Annotated in this window: 14 protein-coding genes and 1 pseudogene; 7 read left to right on the forward strand and 8 right to left on the reverse strand. The window is 64.4% G+C overall.

Going from position 1 to position 13,192, the window contains the following annotated elements; all coding sequences use genetic code 11:
* Positions 1–563 (reverse strand): annotated as a pseudogene (locus KYG_RS24555) (hypothetical protein); the annotation flags it as partial.
* Between the two features lie 247 nt (positions 564–810).
* Between KYG_RS24555 and KYG_RS20440 the strand changes: the two are divergent.
* Positions 811–1,608, forward strand: a complete 798-nt coding sequence (locus KYG_RS20440; RefSeq protein WP_034695612.1) for an SDR family NAD(P)-dependent oxidoreductase — start codon at positions 811–813, stop codon at positions 1,606–1,608.
* A 76-nt stretch (positions 1,609–1,684) separates the two neighbouring features.
* On the opposite strand, the gene KYG_RS20445 is transcribed toward KYG_RS20440, so the two are convergent.
* Both KYG_RS20445 and KYG_RS20450 read right to left on the reverse strand, forming a co-directional pair.
* Entirely contained in the window at positions 1,685–3,091 is a 1,407-nt protein-coding gene (locus KYG_RS20445; RefSeq protein ID WP_008906836.1) for an MATE family efflux transporter, read from the reverse strand.
* A gap of 35 nt (positions 3,092–3,126) precedes the next feature.
* Positions 3,127–3,606: a MarR family winged helix-turn-helix transcriptional regulator gene (locus tag KYG_RS20450; protein ID WP_008906837.1), complete on the reverse strand. Its 480-nt coding sequence runs from the start codon at positions 3,604–3,606 to the stop codon at positions 3,127–3,129.
* Between the two features lie 71 nt (positions 3,607–3,677).
* Between KYG_RS20450 and KYG_RS20455 the strand changes: the two genes are divergently transcribed.
* Both KYG_RS20455 and gloA read left to right on the forward strand, forming a co-directional pair.
* Entirely contained in the window at positions 3,678–4,229 is a 552-nt protein-coding gene (locus tag KYG_RS20455; RefSeq protein ID WP_008906838.1) for a PaaI family thioesterase, read from the forward strand.
* Positions 4,226–4,639, forward strand: coding sequence for a lactoylglutathione lyase (gene gloA, locus KYG_RS20460; RefSeq protein WP_008906839.1), 414 nt, complete (start codon positions 4,226–4,228; stop codon positions 4,637–4,639). Before KYG_RS20455 ends, gloA begins: the two co-directional genes overlap by 4 nt.
* Positions 4,640–4,752: 113 nt before the next feature.
* Here gloA and KYG_RS20465 read toward each other — a convergent pair whose 3' ends face one another.
* Positions 4,753–5,277 (reverse strand): OmpA family protein, encoded by a 525-nt coding sequence (locus KYG_RS20465; protein WP_008906840.1) that lies wholly within the window; start codon positions 5,275–5,277, stop codon positions 4,753–4,755.
* Positions 5,278–5,390: 113 nt separating this feature from the next.
* Between KYG_RS20465 and KYG_RS20470 the strand changes: the two genes are divergently transcribed.
* The 3 genes from KYG_RS20470 to KYG_RS20480 all read left to right on the forward strand — a co-directional run bounded on the left by KYG_RS20470 (position 5,391) and on the right by KYG_RS20480 (position 7,596).
* A complete protein-coding gene (locus tag KYG_RS20470; protein WP_034695613.1) occupies positions 5,391–5,984 on the forward strand; it encodes a gamma-glutamylcyclotransferase in 594 nt (197 codons plus the stop codon).
* A gap of 53 nt (positions 5,985–6,037) precedes the next feature.
* Complete coding sequence (locus KYG_RS20475; protein ID WP_008906842.1) at positions 6,038–6,922, forward strand: universal stress protein; 885 nt, start codon at positions 6,038–6,040, stop codon at positions 6,920–6,922.
* A gap of 152 nt (positions 6,923–7,074) precedes the next feature.
* Positions 7,075–7,596, forward strand: coding sequence for a superoxide dismutase family protein (locus tag KYG_RS20480; protein ID WP_008906843.1), 522 nt, complete (start codon positions 7,075–7,077; stop codon positions 7,594–7,596).
* Between the two features lie 16 nt (positions 7,597–7,612).
* On the opposite strand, the gene KYG_RS20485 is transcribed toward KYG_RS20480, so the two are convergent.
* Genes KYG_RS20485 through KYG_RS20495 form a run of 3 tightly spaced genes read right to left on the reverse strand, consistent with a single transcriptional unit; the run spans position 7,613 to position 10,947 of the window.
* A complete protein-coding gene (locus tag KYG_RS20485; protein WP_008906844.1) occupies positions 7,613–8,191 on the reverse strand; it encodes an NTP transferase domain-containing protein in 579 nt (192 codons plus the stop codon).
* Positions 8,191–10,470 carry a xanthine dehydrogenase family protein molybdopterin-binding subunit gene (locus tag KYG_RS20490; RefSeq protein WP_034695614.1) on the reverse strand — a complete coding sequence of 760 codons (2,280 nt, stop codon included), beginning with the start codon at positions 10,468–10,470 and terminating at the stop codon, positions 8,191–8,193. Before KYG_RS20490 ends, KYG_RS20485 begins: the two co-directional genes overlap by 1 nt.
* Positions 10,471–10,485: 15 nt before the next feature.
* Positions 10,486–10,947 carry a (2Fe-2S)-binding protein gene (locus KYG_RS20495; protein WP_008906846.1) on the reverse strand — a complete coding sequence of 154 codons (462 nt, stop codon included), beginning with the start codon at positions 10,945–10,947 and terminating at the stop codon, positions 10,486–10,488.
* 208 nt (positions 10,948–11,155) lie between these two features.
* Here KYG_RS20495 and pdxH point away from each other — a divergent pair, with 208 nt between their 5' ends.
* A complete protein-coding gene (pdxH, locus tag KYG_RS20500) occupies positions 11,156–11,797 on the forward strand; it encodes a pyridoxamine 5'-phosphate oxidase (protein WP_008906847.1) in 642 nt (213 codons plus the stop codon).
* A gap of 60 nt (positions 11,798–11,857) precedes the next feature.
* Here the strand turns inward: pdxH and KYG_RS20505 are convergent, their stop codons facing one another.
* Complete coding sequence (locus KYG_RS20505; protein WP_008906848.1) at positions 11,858–12,811, reverse strand: AEC family transporter; 954 nt, start codon at positions 12,809–12,811, stop codon at positions 11,858–11,860.
* Between the last annotated feature and the right edge of the window lie 381 nt (positions 12,812–13,192).

Consider the following 13,192-nt stretch of genomic DNA (forward strand, 5'->3'; position numbering starts at 1 on the left):
TTAAAGGGCCATTCACCTCGACGCTCAACTCCGTTTTCTCGAAGTTTTGAATAAAACCATCGTAAAAGTACTTGCTTAGATCTCCTCGTGCCCTCGAGACCTGATGGTGTTTTTAGAATTCTTTCGCGAAACTTTTGCTCTAACATCCTGTTTTCCGGAGAAGAAAACAACCATTGCAGACTACCGGAGCTACCAGCGCCGCTTCCCGCAATAATTTCAGGAGTTGTTTGTCTTGTCCAAGGCGTGATCCGCATGTGAGGAATCAGCCCTCTCCACCCGAAAAGGTGACCGTCGTGTGCCGTTTTAAGACAGCGTTCACTGATGAGCCTATAGACCTGTGAGCGGCCCATGCCCCAACGCTGCTTTATTTCCTTAGCAGAGGCCCCGTCGAAATAGTCGAGCACAGCTTTTTTTCGGCGTAGGAAAAGCTCACGTCTCTCTTCTGAGAGAGCGTCCTCATCCACTTGGCGCCAAGTTGAAGGATCGACAAGCTCTCCAGCTTGGCTATTGAGTTGGATATGACCAGCCCAAGCCCTGGAACCGATACGCGGCTTTTTTGGCATATACGCCTCCGAGTCCAGAAGATCTTCCGCTGGACGGTGGGTTGCAAAATTTTTACAACTTCACTTTTTTCGGTAATTGAACTACAACTTGTCTTACGTTACAAGATGGCGAATCAATTGAATTGAGGCCATGCTGCGTGTTCAACAGACAATTTTTCAGAGCGCAGATAGCTACAACTTCTGTTTAGTAAACGGCAATCTGCGCTCTCGGCGTTTGCCTGTGCCCATACCGCTAACATCACCGCCCATGACACTTCCCACTCAAGCCCCTTCCACATCCCACATCCACTTCGGTCATCGTGACCGCGTCTGCATCGTCACTGGAGGTGCCCAAGGCATTGGCGAGGCCTGTGTCCGCCGCTTTGCGGCTGATGGTGCGAAGCCAGTGATCGTCGATGTGGACGATGCGCGTGGGCAGGCGCTGGCGCAGGAACTCGGGGCGCTGTATGTGCGTTGCGATGTGGGTGACAAGGCGCAGGTGGATGCTCTGGTGGCCGAGACCCTGGCGGCCCATGGACGCATTGACGTGCTGGTGAACAACGCGGGCATCTTCCGGGCGGCAGACTTTCTGGAAGTGACCGAGGCCGACTTTGACGCCGTGCTGCGCGTCAATCTCAAGGGCTCATTTCTGGTGGGTCAGGCCGTGGCGCAGGCCATGGTGGACTTGGGTGGCGGCGCCATCGTCAACATGAGCTCGGTCAACGGCGTGCTGGCCATTCCCAACATCTCCAGCTACAACGTGAGCAAAGGCGGCGTGAACCAGCTCACGCGCGTGATGGCGCTGGCGCTGGCCGACAAGAACATCCGCGTGAACGCCGTGGCGCCGGGCACCATCGCCACCGAGCTGGCTGCCAAGGCCGTGTTGACCAGCGACGAGGCCAAGAACAAGATCATGAGCCGCACGCCCATGAAGCGGCTGGGCGAGCCGTCGGAGATTGCCGATGTGGTGGCCTGGCTGGCCAGCGATGCGGCCAGCTATGTGACCGGCGAGATTGTGACCGTGGACGGTGGGCGCATGACGCTGAACTACACCGTGCCGGTCTGACAATCACAAATACTATTAAATTGATAGCTGCTAGCGCATGATGGATAAGCGTTAGCAGCCAATTTTGTTCATATTTTTAAGCCTGCGTCATACGCCGCAGCAACCCCGCCGTGCTGCGCGGCCAGCCGACCCGGCCAAACCAGGCGCCACCCGCAATCGCCCAGGCGTTCACCGCGCCGTACAGCACCAGTGCCCCAGCCTGCGCCGCAAACACGGCGGCCAAACCACCGCCCCAGCGCAGCGCCAGCCAACCACCGGTAACCGCCACCACCAGGCGCACGATGTTGCCCACCACCGGCCAGAGCAGGCGCCCTGCCCCCTGCGATGAAAAGTACAGCGCCAGCCCCAGGCCAAAAAAGCCGTACACCGGCCCCACAGTGCGCAGATAGAGCGCTCCCGATTCCAGCATGGCGGGGTCGCTGTTGAAGAGCCGCAGCCAGGAGTGGGGAAACGCCGCCGCCCAGAGGCCAATCGCCTGCGTCATGACAAACGCCATGCCCGCGCCGATCCAGGTGGCGCGCAAGGCCCGTTCGCGCTGGCCTGCGCCCATACAGGTTCCCACCATGGCCACCAGCGGTGCGCCCAGGCCAAACACCAGCGGCACCAGCAAGTATTCGAGCCGCGATGCCGTGCCGTAGCCCGCAATGGCCGCGGTGCCAAAACCACCCACCAGCGCGGTCGTGACGCCAATCGCCAGGTTGGTAGCGACGGTAGAAACCGTGCCCACCAGGCCTACCCGCAGGATGTCCTTGAACAGCACCCAGCGAAACCGGATGTGCGTGAACGATGGCTGCAGCAGGCTGCGCGGCGACCACAGGTACGCAGCCAGCACCATGCTGCCGAACAGGTAGTACGCCATCAGCGCAATAGCCCCGCCGGCAATGCCCAGACCGGGCACGGGGCCCCAGCCAAAGATCAACAAAGGTGACAACGGCACCAGCACGACGGCGCCCAGCACCGTCACATAGGCAGGCACGGCCATGTTCCCTGTGCCCCGGATCACGGCCGACAGCGTGTTGAACAGCCACACCAGAAACGCGCCCGCAAACACCCAGTTGGAATAGACCAGCGCCGCATCCAGCGCGCCACCGGCGCCACCCATACGGGTGTAAAGCCAGCGCCCTCCTCCCACCACGCCCACCGTGAAGATCAGCGAAAACACCGCCGCAATCACCAGCGCGTGCAGCACCAGCGCGTCGGCATCGTCCCGGCGCCGCGCGCCCAGAGCGCGGGCAATGGCCGACGCAATGCCGCCCCCCATGGCCCCCGCCGAGGTCATCTGCATCAGCATGACCACCGGAAAGACGAGCGCCATGCCCGCCAGCGCATCGGTGCCCAGCTTGCCGACAAAGTAGGTTTCGATCAGCCCGACACCCGCCTGCGCCAGCATCACCAGCACATTGGGCGCCGCCAGGCGCAGCAGCGTGGGCGCAATCGGCGCCTCCAGCAGCATGCGGGTGCGGGGATTGAGGCCTTCAGTCATGGATGACCGTGGCAACGCTGCAGCGCAAGCGGGACTCAACCGGCATCGCCTGGGTCCTGCTGGGGCCATGCCGCCAGCACATCCAGCGTTTCGTCCACCAGCGTATGGAGCGCCATCACGCGCTGCACGCCCAGCGCTTCGTTCAACGCGAGCTGCGCGGCCTTCCAGTGGCGCTGTGCCTCGGCACGTTTGTCGCGGCCTGCATCCGTGATGTGCACCAGGCGGCTGCGGGCATCAGCGCCCGCCTCCAGCGCCACCCAGCCTGCATCGACCAGAGGGCGCAGGTTGCGTGTGAGCGTGGAGGCATCCATCTTCATGGCGGCGGCCAGATCCCCGGGGCGGATCGGGCCCAGCTTGAGCACATGTGATAGCAGCGAATACTGCGTGGTCTTGAGCCCGCATTTCGCCATCTCGGCGTCGTAGTGGGTGGCCACGCGGCGCATCAGCTGGCGCAGCTTGAAGTTGGTACAGCCCTGAAGCAGCGTGGGTGCGGGGGTGGTCGTATCGGCTTGCATGGATTTGATTGTATCTGCAATAATTGCATACGCAACTATTTTCGTCCAATCCCCTACCACCCGGATACACCATGACCCAACACAACCACCTTGAACACTGGCTGGCGCAGGAGCGCGACATTCTGGCGCTGCTGGACGACGGCCCTGGCCCCGGCGTGGCGACACGCGAGCAGATCGCCCACCTCAACGGGCTGCAGCAGATGCAGGCCATGTTGCGTGGCGAGCTGCCCTACGCCGCCATTGCCAAGACGCTGGATTTTCTGATCGTGGAAGTGGGCGACGGCACGGCCATCTTCCAGGGCACGCCGCGCGCAGAGCACATGAATCCCATGGGCACCGTGCATGGCGGCTTGTTTGCCACCCTGCTCGATTCCGCCCTGGGCTGCGCCGTGCACACGCGCATGGAGCCCGGGCGCGGCTACACCACGGCCGAGCTGGGCATCAACCTGGTCAAGGCCATCACGCCCAAGGTGCAGCGTGTGCGTGCCGAAGGCCGCGTGATCCACAGCGGGCGCCAGTTGGCCACGGCCGAAGCACGCCTGGTGGGCCCGGACGGCACGCTGTACGCCCACGCCACCACCACCTGCCTGGTTTTCGACTTGCCTGCACAATCGAAGGCATGAAATTCCTCCACACGATGCTGCGCGTTGGCAACCTTCAACGCTCGATTGATTTCTATACCAACGTTCTGGGCATGCAACTGCTGCGCCAGTCCGAGAACCCCGAGTACAAATACTCGCTGGCCTTTCTGGGGTTTGAAGGCGGTAACCCCGGCCAGGCCGAGATCGAGCTGACCTACAACTGGGGCACCGAAAGCTACGACCACGGCAATGCCTACGGCCACATTGCCCTGGGTGTGCCCGATGCGTACGCCGCGTGCGAAAAGATCAAGGCTGCGGGCGGCAACGTGACGCGTGAAGCGGGCCCGGTCAAAGGCGGTACCACCGTCATTGCCTTTGTGACCGACCCGGACGGCTACAAGATCGAGTTGATCCAGCGCGCCGAAGGTGCAAGCGGCCAGGGCCTGCGGTAAAGTTTTGCTATCGATAATATAGCTGCTTGCGCTTTACAGAAAAGCGTCAGCGGCATATTTGACCCATAAAAAACCCGGCAATGCCGGGTTTTTTACGTTCACCGCCAATCTGATCACTGACCGCTCAGGGCCACTTCCACACGACGCGCTTCGGCGTTGCTGCCGCTGGCGGTGGTTTCTTCGGGCTTCTTCAGCTCGATCTTGTCTTCTGCCACGCCCAAGCCCTTGAGCGCGTCGCGCACGGCAAAGGCGCGCTGCTTGGCCAGCTCGGCGTTCATGGCGGCGTCGCCCGTGGCGTCATGAAACCCCGAGACCACTGCCGTCTTGCCCTCAGCAACGCCCTTGACCACATCGGCCAGCGCTTCGTTGGCGCCCGCTGCAAGTTCGGCCTTGCCGGATGCAAAGAAGAACTTCACCACACCGTTTTCCACCCGCACGCTGGCCTCATCTGCCATCGCTGCGGCCGCGGGAGCGGCAGCATCTGCCGCCACTGCGGGCACAGGCTGGGCCGCGGCGCCCGATGCGCCCACCCGTTTGACCACCACCGTGCCCACCACGACCGAGATCACCAGCGCAATCAGCGCAAACATGAAACCCAGGGCAAAACGTTGTTGGCTATCGTCATCGGAGCTGGACATGGAAGACCTCTGTAGTGGTTGGAAAGAAAAACAGGGTGCGGGGGCCGCGCTGGGCACCACAAAAACGGGTGCCTGGCCGCATACCGCAAAGCCTTTGATTGTAGAGTGAAGCCATGACGAATCTTCCCGCTCCCCTGCGCGATCCTGCACCGATGCTCGAACGCGCGCTGCACGAATGGGGTGGCCATGAGGACCTGTGGATCTTCGGGTATGGCTCGCTCATCTGGCGCCCGGATTTTGAGTATGCCGAGCGCCGTCCGGCCAAGGTGCATGGCTGGCACCGCGCGCTCAAGATGTGGAGCCGCATCAACCGCGGCACGCCAGAGTGCCCCGGCCTGGTGTTCGGCATGCTCTCGGGCGGCAGTTGCCGGGGCATGGTGTTCCGGGTAGACAAGGCGCATGCCCGCCAGGTGCTCATCAACCTCTGGCAGCGCGAGATGCCCACCGCTGTGTACGACCCGCGCTGGCTCACCTGCCACACCCCGCACGGCCCCGTGCGCGCCCTGGCTTTCACCCTGTCGCGCAAAAGTCCCAACCACACGGGCGAGCTGCCCGACCACGAGGTGTGCCGCATTTTTGAGCAGGCCAGCGGGCGCTATGGCACCACGCGCGACTACGCCCAGTCCACATACGACGAACTGCGCAAGCACGGCATCCACGACCGGGCGCTGGCGCGGCTGATCGCACTGTCGGGCGGCAAGCGTTGACACTGGTGGACAATGATCCGTTCGAGCCATCGTACGCACCCCGGAGGAACCCCATGGCGACCCTGAACCGGCTTGTTGCCGCCACCGATCTCTCTGCACCCGCGCGCCATGCGGTGGACCGTGCCGCCAGCGTGGCGCTGGCCACGGGCGCCGCACTGCACCTGTTGCACGTCGCCACGCCCGCGCCCATCGAGAGGTTGCGGCGCCTGGCTGGCCAGATCCCCCCCGACCTGGAAAAACTCATGCGGGATGAACCCGGCGGTGCGCTGAACGGGCTGGCACATGCCGTGCAGCAACGCCATGGCCTGACCGCCCAGGTGCACCTTGCCAGTGGCCCGCTGCTGCAGCAGCTGCGCGAGCACGCCGACACCGTGGACGCCGACCTGGTGGTGCTGGGCGCGCGCGGCGCCAGTTTCATGCGGCACATGCTGCTGGGCTCCACCGCCGACCGCATGGTGAGCAAGGCCACCCGCCCCATGCTGGTCGTCAAGCAGGCGCCGCACGAACGCTACCGGACGGTGCTGATTCCGGTCGATTTTTCTGCGAACTCGCTGCGCTCCATCCGCCTCGCCCAGGCCGTGGCGCCGGGGGCCAGACTCATCCTGCTGCATGCCTTTGAAGTGCCCTTTGAGGGCATGATGGAGTACGCGGGTGTGCAGACCGACCAGATCCAGCACTACCGCACCAACGCACGCCGCGAGGCGCAGCAGAGCATGGAAGAGCTGCGCGTGCAAGCAGGCCTGCCCCTGGAATCAACCCCCACGCTGATCCTGCATGGCGACCCCTCGCTGCTGCTCGTTCAGCAGGAGCAGGAGCTCGACTGCGACCTGATCGTGATGGGCAAGCAGGGCGACAACGCGGTGGAAGACATGCTTTTGGGCAGCGTCACCCGCTATGCGCTGGCCCAGTCCCAGTGCGACGTGCTGGTTTCGGTCTGAGCCCGGCGCCCGGGCCCGGGGCGCACACAGCTGTTGTGATCCCTGCGCGGCAGGTGGAGAATGTGTCGGCACACAGGGCCGACCGGCGACATCCCTTGCAATTGCAGCCCTGTAATGCCAGTGCCAATCCCCACCTTTTCAGGAGTCAAGGCATGTTCTTCCCCCAGTTCTTTTTATCGGCTGCCGCGGTGGCCTTGCTCGCGGGCTGTGCCGCGTATTCCGCCGGGCCCCGCGCCACAGCCACGCTGGAGCCCACACGGGGCAACACTGCGGCCGGAACGGTCACCTTTGTGCAGGCGGGTGACGTGGTGAAGGTGTCGGGCTCGGTCAAAGGCCTCAAGCCAGGCGCCGAACACGGCTTTCATGTACACGAAAAAGGCGACTGCTCCAGCGGCGACGGCATGAGCACCGGCGGGCACTTCAACCCGGGCGGCAAACCCCACGGCAGCCATGGCATGGGCGAGCACCACACGGGCGACCTGCCCAGCCTCAAAGCCGATGCCAACGGCGTGGCTGCGTTCAACTTCGAATCTCGCACCATCAGGGTGGGCAGCACGTCCAACGACATCATCGGCAAGGGCCTGATCGTTCACCGCGACCCGGACGACTACAAGACCCAACCCACCGGCAACGCAGGCCCGCGCCTGGCCTGCGCGGTGATTGCCGCCAGCTGACTCAGACCCGGCCGCGTCAGGAGCGCGCCGCCAATAACAGCGCGGCGCGTTCCAGGTCCGTCATGGTGTCGATGTCGGTCACCGCGCCTTCGTCCTCCACATCCAGCCAGCGCACCCTGCCCTGCTGCGCCTGCGCGCGCACCAGGCGGGCAGCGCCCTGCTCGCCTGTCAAAGCCAGAAGGCCCTGAAGGCATTGCGCAGCAAATCCCACGGGATGACCGCGCTCGCCCCGGTACACGGGCATGGCGACGGCGCAGTGCGGGTCCGCCAATGCGGCGGCAATGGTACGCAGGGTTTCGGGGCGTATCAGCGGCAGGTCGCCCGGCAGCACCAGCCAGCCAGCCGCACCCGCTGTGGCATGCACGGCCGCTGCTATCGAATCGCCCATGCCCGGGTGCCCGACATCCTCCACGTGCCAGGGCAAGCCGCTGGCGCGCACGGCGGCCAGGGTGTGCTCCAGCACCGTGGTGCCGCCCAGGGGTGCACGCAGCTTGTGCACCGTGCCACCTGACGCGGCAAAACGCAGTCCCCGGCCCGAGGCCAGCACCAGCACCACGGGTTGTGCAGCCGAAGCGGGGTGGATTTCAGCTTCCATCACGCCAGCTTGAAGGGCAGCTCGCGCGGCGTCTTGCCCGTGATCTGGGCAATCGCGTTCGCAAACGCTGGCGCCAGCGGCGGCAACCCGGGCTCGCCCATGCCCTTGGGTGGGTCGGCGCTGGGCACGATGTGCACGGTCACCTGCGGCATGTCGGTGATGCGTGGCACGGCGTAGTCGCCAAAGTTGCTCTGCTCCACCACGCCGTCCTTGAGCGTGATGGCGGCGCCCGGCAGGCACATCGACAAACCCATCAGCGCGGAGCCTTCCACCTGCGCCTCCACGCTCTTCGGGTTGACCACCAGGTTGCAGTGCACGCCCGCCGTCACGCGGTGCAGCCTGGGTGTGCCGTCTTTCACGGACGCTTCCACCACATAGGCCACCACCGATTCGAACGACTCATGCACCGCTACGCCCCAGGCGCGGCCTTCGGCCAGCTTTTTCTTGCCGTAGCCCGACTGGGCCACGGCCAGTTGCAGCGCAGCCTTGTGACGCGGGTGCTTGTCGCCCATCAGCTGCATGCGGTAGGCCACCGGGTCCAGCTTGCTGGCGCGGGCCACTTCGTCGATGAGGGTTTCCATGACATAGGCCGTGTGGGTAGAGCCCACGCTGCGCCACCACAGCACCGGCACATTCACGTCGGGGTGGTGCACCGAGAGCCTCATGGGCACGTCGTATGGCTCCTTCATGCCCTCCACGGCGGTGGCGTCCACACCGTTCTTGACCATGAAGGCCTCGAATGGTGAGCCCTTGGCGATGGACTGGCCCACGATGGTGTGGTCCCACGCCAGGATGCGGCCCTTTGCGTCAAACCCGATCTCGGCGCGGTGCACATGCATGGGGCGGTAGTAGCCGCCCTTGATGTCGTCCTCGCGGCTCCACAGGGTGCGGACCGGCGCGGTGATGCCTGCCGTGCGCGCCGCCTTGGCCACGCCGCAGGCCTCCACCACATAGTCGCTGCTGGGGATGGCGCGGCGGCCAAAGCCGCCACCGGCCATCTGCGTGTGCACCTTGATGTATTGCGGCTGCAGGCCCAGCGTCTTGGCGGCGGCCATGGCGTCCAGGCCGGGCATCTGGGTGCCCATCCACAGCTCGGCCTTGTCACCGTCGAGCTTGACGGTGCAGTTGAGCGGCTCCATGGGCGCGTGCGCCAGGTACGGGAACACGAACTCGGCGCTGATCTTGTGGGCAGCGCCCGCCAGCGGCGCCATGTCGGCCTGCAGGGCCACGTTGCCGGGTTGGGCAGCCAGCTCGCGGTACTGCGCCAGCAGCGCCGTGGTGTCGGGCTTGCCCACCGCGCTGGTGTCCCATTCCACCTTCAGCGCGTCGCGTCCCAGCTTGGCGGGCCAGTAGCCGTCGGCCACGATGGCCACACCCTCGCCGCCCCGGTCGGTGGGTACGCGCAGCACGGCTTTCACGCCGTTGATGGCTTTGGCTGCAGAGTCGTCCAGCGACTTCACCTTGGCACCGAACACGGGCGGGCGGGCCACCACGGCCGTGAGCATGCCGGGCAGGCGCACGTCGATGCCGTAGTCCTGCTGGCCGCTCGATTTGGCCTTGGCATCGAGCCGGCCCTTGGGCTTGCCGATCAGGCGGAACTGCCTGGGGTCTTTCAGGGTGACCTTTTCGGGCACCGGCTGCTTCATGGCCGCTTCGGCCAGCGCGCCGTAGCCCAGCTTCTTGCCACCGGGGCCGACGACAAAGCCGTTGCTGGTGCGCAGTGCCGAAGCATCCACGCCCCACTGCGCCGCAGCGGCCGAGACCAGCATGGCCCTGGTGCGGGCGCCCAGTTCGCGGTACTGGGTGTAGGAGTTCTTGATGGAGTTGGAGCCGCCCGTGAGGTGCATGCCCATCTTGGGGTCGGCATAGGCCGCACTGGCGTCTCCGTGCACGCTGCGCACCTTGCTCCAGTCGGCATCCAGCTCCTCGGCCAGGATCATCGGCAAGCCGGTTTGCACGCCCTGGCCAAAGTCCAGGCGGTTGATGGTGACGGTGACCGTGCCATCGGCGTCGATACGGACGAAGGCTGAAGGCTGCTCGAACGGTTTCAGGCCCGCAGGTGCTGCAGCCGCGCCCTGCGCCATGGCCCCCATCGGGTAGGCCCCCAGCGCAAAGCCGGACGCGGCAGCCACCTTGAGGAAGGTGCGGCGCGCCACGCCGTCCTGCGCATCGGATGCTCCTGAAATAGTAGCTACTTGCGCTTTACCCATAAGCCCCAGAAGGTGTTTTGGCATAAAAACATGGGCTTGGCCCTGCAGGGCCTGTGCGTCGAAATGCATGGTGTTCCCCTTCAATCAGGCCAGCGCTTTGGCAGCGTCGTGGATGGCCGCGCGAATGCGCACATAGGTGCCGCAGCGGCACACGTTGCCGGCCATGGCGGCGTCGATGTCCGCGTCGGTTGGCTTCTTTTTGCCCTGCAGCAGTGCGGTGGCGCTCATGATCTGGCCGCTCTGGCAGTAACCGCATTGCGCCACGTCGTGTTTCACCCACGCTGCATGCACTGCCTTGCCCACCTTGTCATTGGTCGTCACTGCCTCGATGGTGGTGATCTTTTGCCCGGCCGCCGCCGAGATCGGCGTGATGCAAGAGCGAATGGGCGCGCCCTTCAGGTGCACCGTGCAGGCGCCGCACAAAGCCTGGCCGCAGCCGAACTTGGTGCCGGTCAGGCCCAGTGTGTCGCGCAGGGCCCAGAGGATGGGGGTGGATTCATCGGCATCCACAGCCGTGTCTTGGCCATTGATGTTCAGGGTGGGCATCGTGGGTTCTCCTTGAAGACGGCGCAATCCGGACCCTCTCATGCCTCGCTGCACGGTCGGGTAGCCGGGCACGATACGCCCACAGCGCATCCCTGCACCCGCGACGGGTTAATCGCCCCCACCCCAGGGTGGCGCAGACGCGCGCAACCGGGCTTTCTGCATGGCCCGGGGCCGCACCGGGCTGGGTGGAGCGTGCACAATCGTCGCCATGACCTCGACCTCCATCGCCGACCTTCGCAAAAGCTACGAGCGCGCCGAACTCAACGAAGACGCCTCCCACGCCGCCCCCCTGCAGCAGTTTGACCAGTGGCTGAAAGAAGCCATCAGCACCCAGGTGCCCGAGCCCAACGCCATGACCGTGGCCACCGTGGGCAGCGACCTGCGCCCCAGCACCCGGGTGGTGCTGATCAAGGGCTATGACGAGCGCGGCATCGTCTGGTTTACCAACTACGACAGCCGCAAGGGCCGCCAGATTGCCGGTAACCCCTATGCGGCGCTGCAGTTCCACTGGGTGGAGCTCGAACGCGTGGTGCGCATCGAGGGCGTGGTGGAAAAGGTGAGCAATGAAGAAAGCGACGAATACTTCCACAGCCGCCCGCTCGATTCGCGCATCGGCGCCTGGGCCAGCCCGCAAAGCCAGGTCATCTCTGGCCGCGGCGTGCTGGTGGCCAATGCGGCCAAGTACGGTGCGCAGTTTTTGCTGAAGCCTCCCCGCCCGCCACACTGGGGTGGGTACCGGCTCAAGCCCGATCAATGGGAGTTCTGGCAGGGCCGCAAGAGCCGTCTGCATGACCGCCTGCGCTATCGGCTGGAGGACGGCAACTGGCTGCGGGAACGGTTGGCGCCCTGAGCCAAGGTTCTGCGCCAGCGCAGCTTCAGCCGTGGCGCCGGGCAGCGGTGAACAACCGCCCTACACCACCCAGCGCGTCACCGCCAGAATCACCAGGGGCATGGTCATCAATGCCAGCGCGGTGGACACCGCCACACTGGCCGTCACCTCATCCTCGGCCACCGCATAACGCTGTGCAAACAGGAACACGTTGGCCCCCACGGGCAGCGATGCCGCCACGATCATCACCGCCAGCGGCATGCCCGACAGGCCCAGCGCCCAGCCCAGGGTGGCCAGCACGATGGGGTGCACCACGCACTTGACCAGCGCAATGCGCAAGGCGGCCTTGAAATGGTGGCCCACCTTGGTAAAGGCCAGCGTCACCCCCACCAGCAGCAGCGCAATCGGCCCCAGTGCCTGCCCCAGCAGCAGCAGGGGTTTGTCCACCACCTGCGGCACCACCAGCCCGGTCTGCGCGAACAGCAGCCCGGCAATGATGGGCAGCGGCACCGGGTGCACGATACCGTTGCGCACGGCCTGCAGCACCGTGCGCCACATGGGCTGCTGCACCCCGCCTGAGCGCCCGGCGTGTTCACGCGCAGCCGCCAGCTCGAAAACGACGGTGGCAGCGGTCAGCAGGATGAGCGAGTGCACGGAGATCAAAGTGAACAGCGTCACCAGCCCCGCATCACCGAACACCAGACCCACCAGTGGTACGCCGATCATCAGCGTGTTGCTGAAGGTATTGGCCAGCGCCCGCGCCGCGCCCAGGCTGCTAAAGCCCAGCACCGCCAGCGTGGCCGCATACACCACGCCAAACGCCACAAAGTAAATGCCCACCGGGCCGAAGTTGAGGTCTTCGATGTGCACCGTGCTCATGGTGCGAAACAGCAGCGCAGGCGTGAGCACCATGAACACGAGGTTGGCCAGGTCCTTCACCGCTGGGGCCCGAATCCAGCCGCGCCGCCCCACGTAAAAGCCGATGGCGATGAACAGGATCACGGGGATCAGTGAGGTGAAGACGGGCGAGTTCAAGGTGAATAGGCAATCTGGCGAGGGAAGGTGCCTATTGTGGCTCTTCGTCAAGTACAGCGTGCGCAGACAGCTATACAAGTGATAGCTCAAAGCAACGCCAACCCCGCGCGGTCAACGTGCGATCAAACGGCTGCTACCCCGCCGTTGATAAAGCATCAGGTTATCTTGTGAAACCAAATAACGCGATGTTCATTTATTTTCCGACGAGTTACGGGCAAAAAGTAGCATCGCTACAGGGATAAAAGTTCTTCTTAATGCTGTAACGCTTTGCTGTTTCCGTTCAGACCGAGAAACAGGTGCTTGCACAAATGAAGGTATGGGCCTTCAAGAATGACTGTCCCATGTGCGTGCCATGGTGCCTGGTGGTCTGGACGTGCATGG

The organism is Acidovorax sp. NO-1 (assembly GCF_000238595.1).
Lineage (GTDB): Bacteria > Pseudomonadota > Gammaproteobacteria > Burkholderiales > Burkholderiaceae_C > Acidovorax.

Coding starts and splice junctions, on each gene's coding strand:
- KYG_RS20470 (WP_034695613.1), top strand. CDS start 5,391: ATGACGAATCTTCCCGCTCCCCTGCGCGATCCTGCACCGATGCTCGAA.
- KYG_RS20485 (WP_008906844.1), bottom strand. CDS start 8,191: ATGGAAGCTGAAATCCACCCCGCTTCGGCTGCACAACCCGTGGTGCTG.
- KYG_RS20445 (WP_008906836.1), bottom strand. CDS start 3,091: ATGACTGAAGGCCTCAATCCCCGCACCCGCATGCTGCTGGAGGCGCCG.
- pdxH (WP_008906847.1), top strand. CDS start 11,156: ATGACCTCGACCTCCATCGCCGACCTTCGCAAAAGCTACGAGCGCGCC.
- KYG_RS20455 (WP_008906838.1), top strand. CDS start 3,678: ATGACCCAACACAACCACCTTGAACACTGGCTGGCGCAGGAGCGCGAC.
- KYG_RS20450 (WP_008906837.1), bottom strand. CDS start 3,606: ATGCAAGCCGATACGACCACCCCCGCACCCACGCTGCTTCAGGGCTGT.
- KYG_RS20490 (WP_034695614.1), bottom strand. CDS start 10,470: ATGCATTTCGACGCACAGGCCCTGCAGGGCCAAGCCCATGTTTTTATG.
- KYG_RS20465 (WP_008906840.1), bottom strand. CDS start 5,277: ATGTCCAGCTCCGATGACGATAGCCAACAACGTTTTGCCCTGGGTTTC.
- gloA (WP_008906839.1), top strand. CDS start 4,226: ATGAAATTCCTCCACACGATGCTGCGCGTTGGCAACCTTCAACGCTCG.
- KYG_RS20475 (WP_008906842.1), top strand. CDS start 6,038: ATGGCGACCCTGAACCGGCTTGTTGCCGCCACCGATCTCTCTGCACCC.
- KYG_RS20440 (WP_034695612.1), top strand. CDS start 811: ATGACACTTCCCACTCAAGCCCCTTCCACATCCCACATCCACTTCGGT.
- KYG_RS20480 (WP_008906843.1), top strand. CDS start 7,075: ATGTTCTTCCCCCAGTTCTTTTTATCGGCTGCCGCGGTGGCCTTGCTC.
- KYG_RS20495 (WP_008906846.1), bottom strand. CDS start 10,947: ATGCCCACCCTGAACATCAATGGCCAAGACACGGCTGTGGATGCCGAT.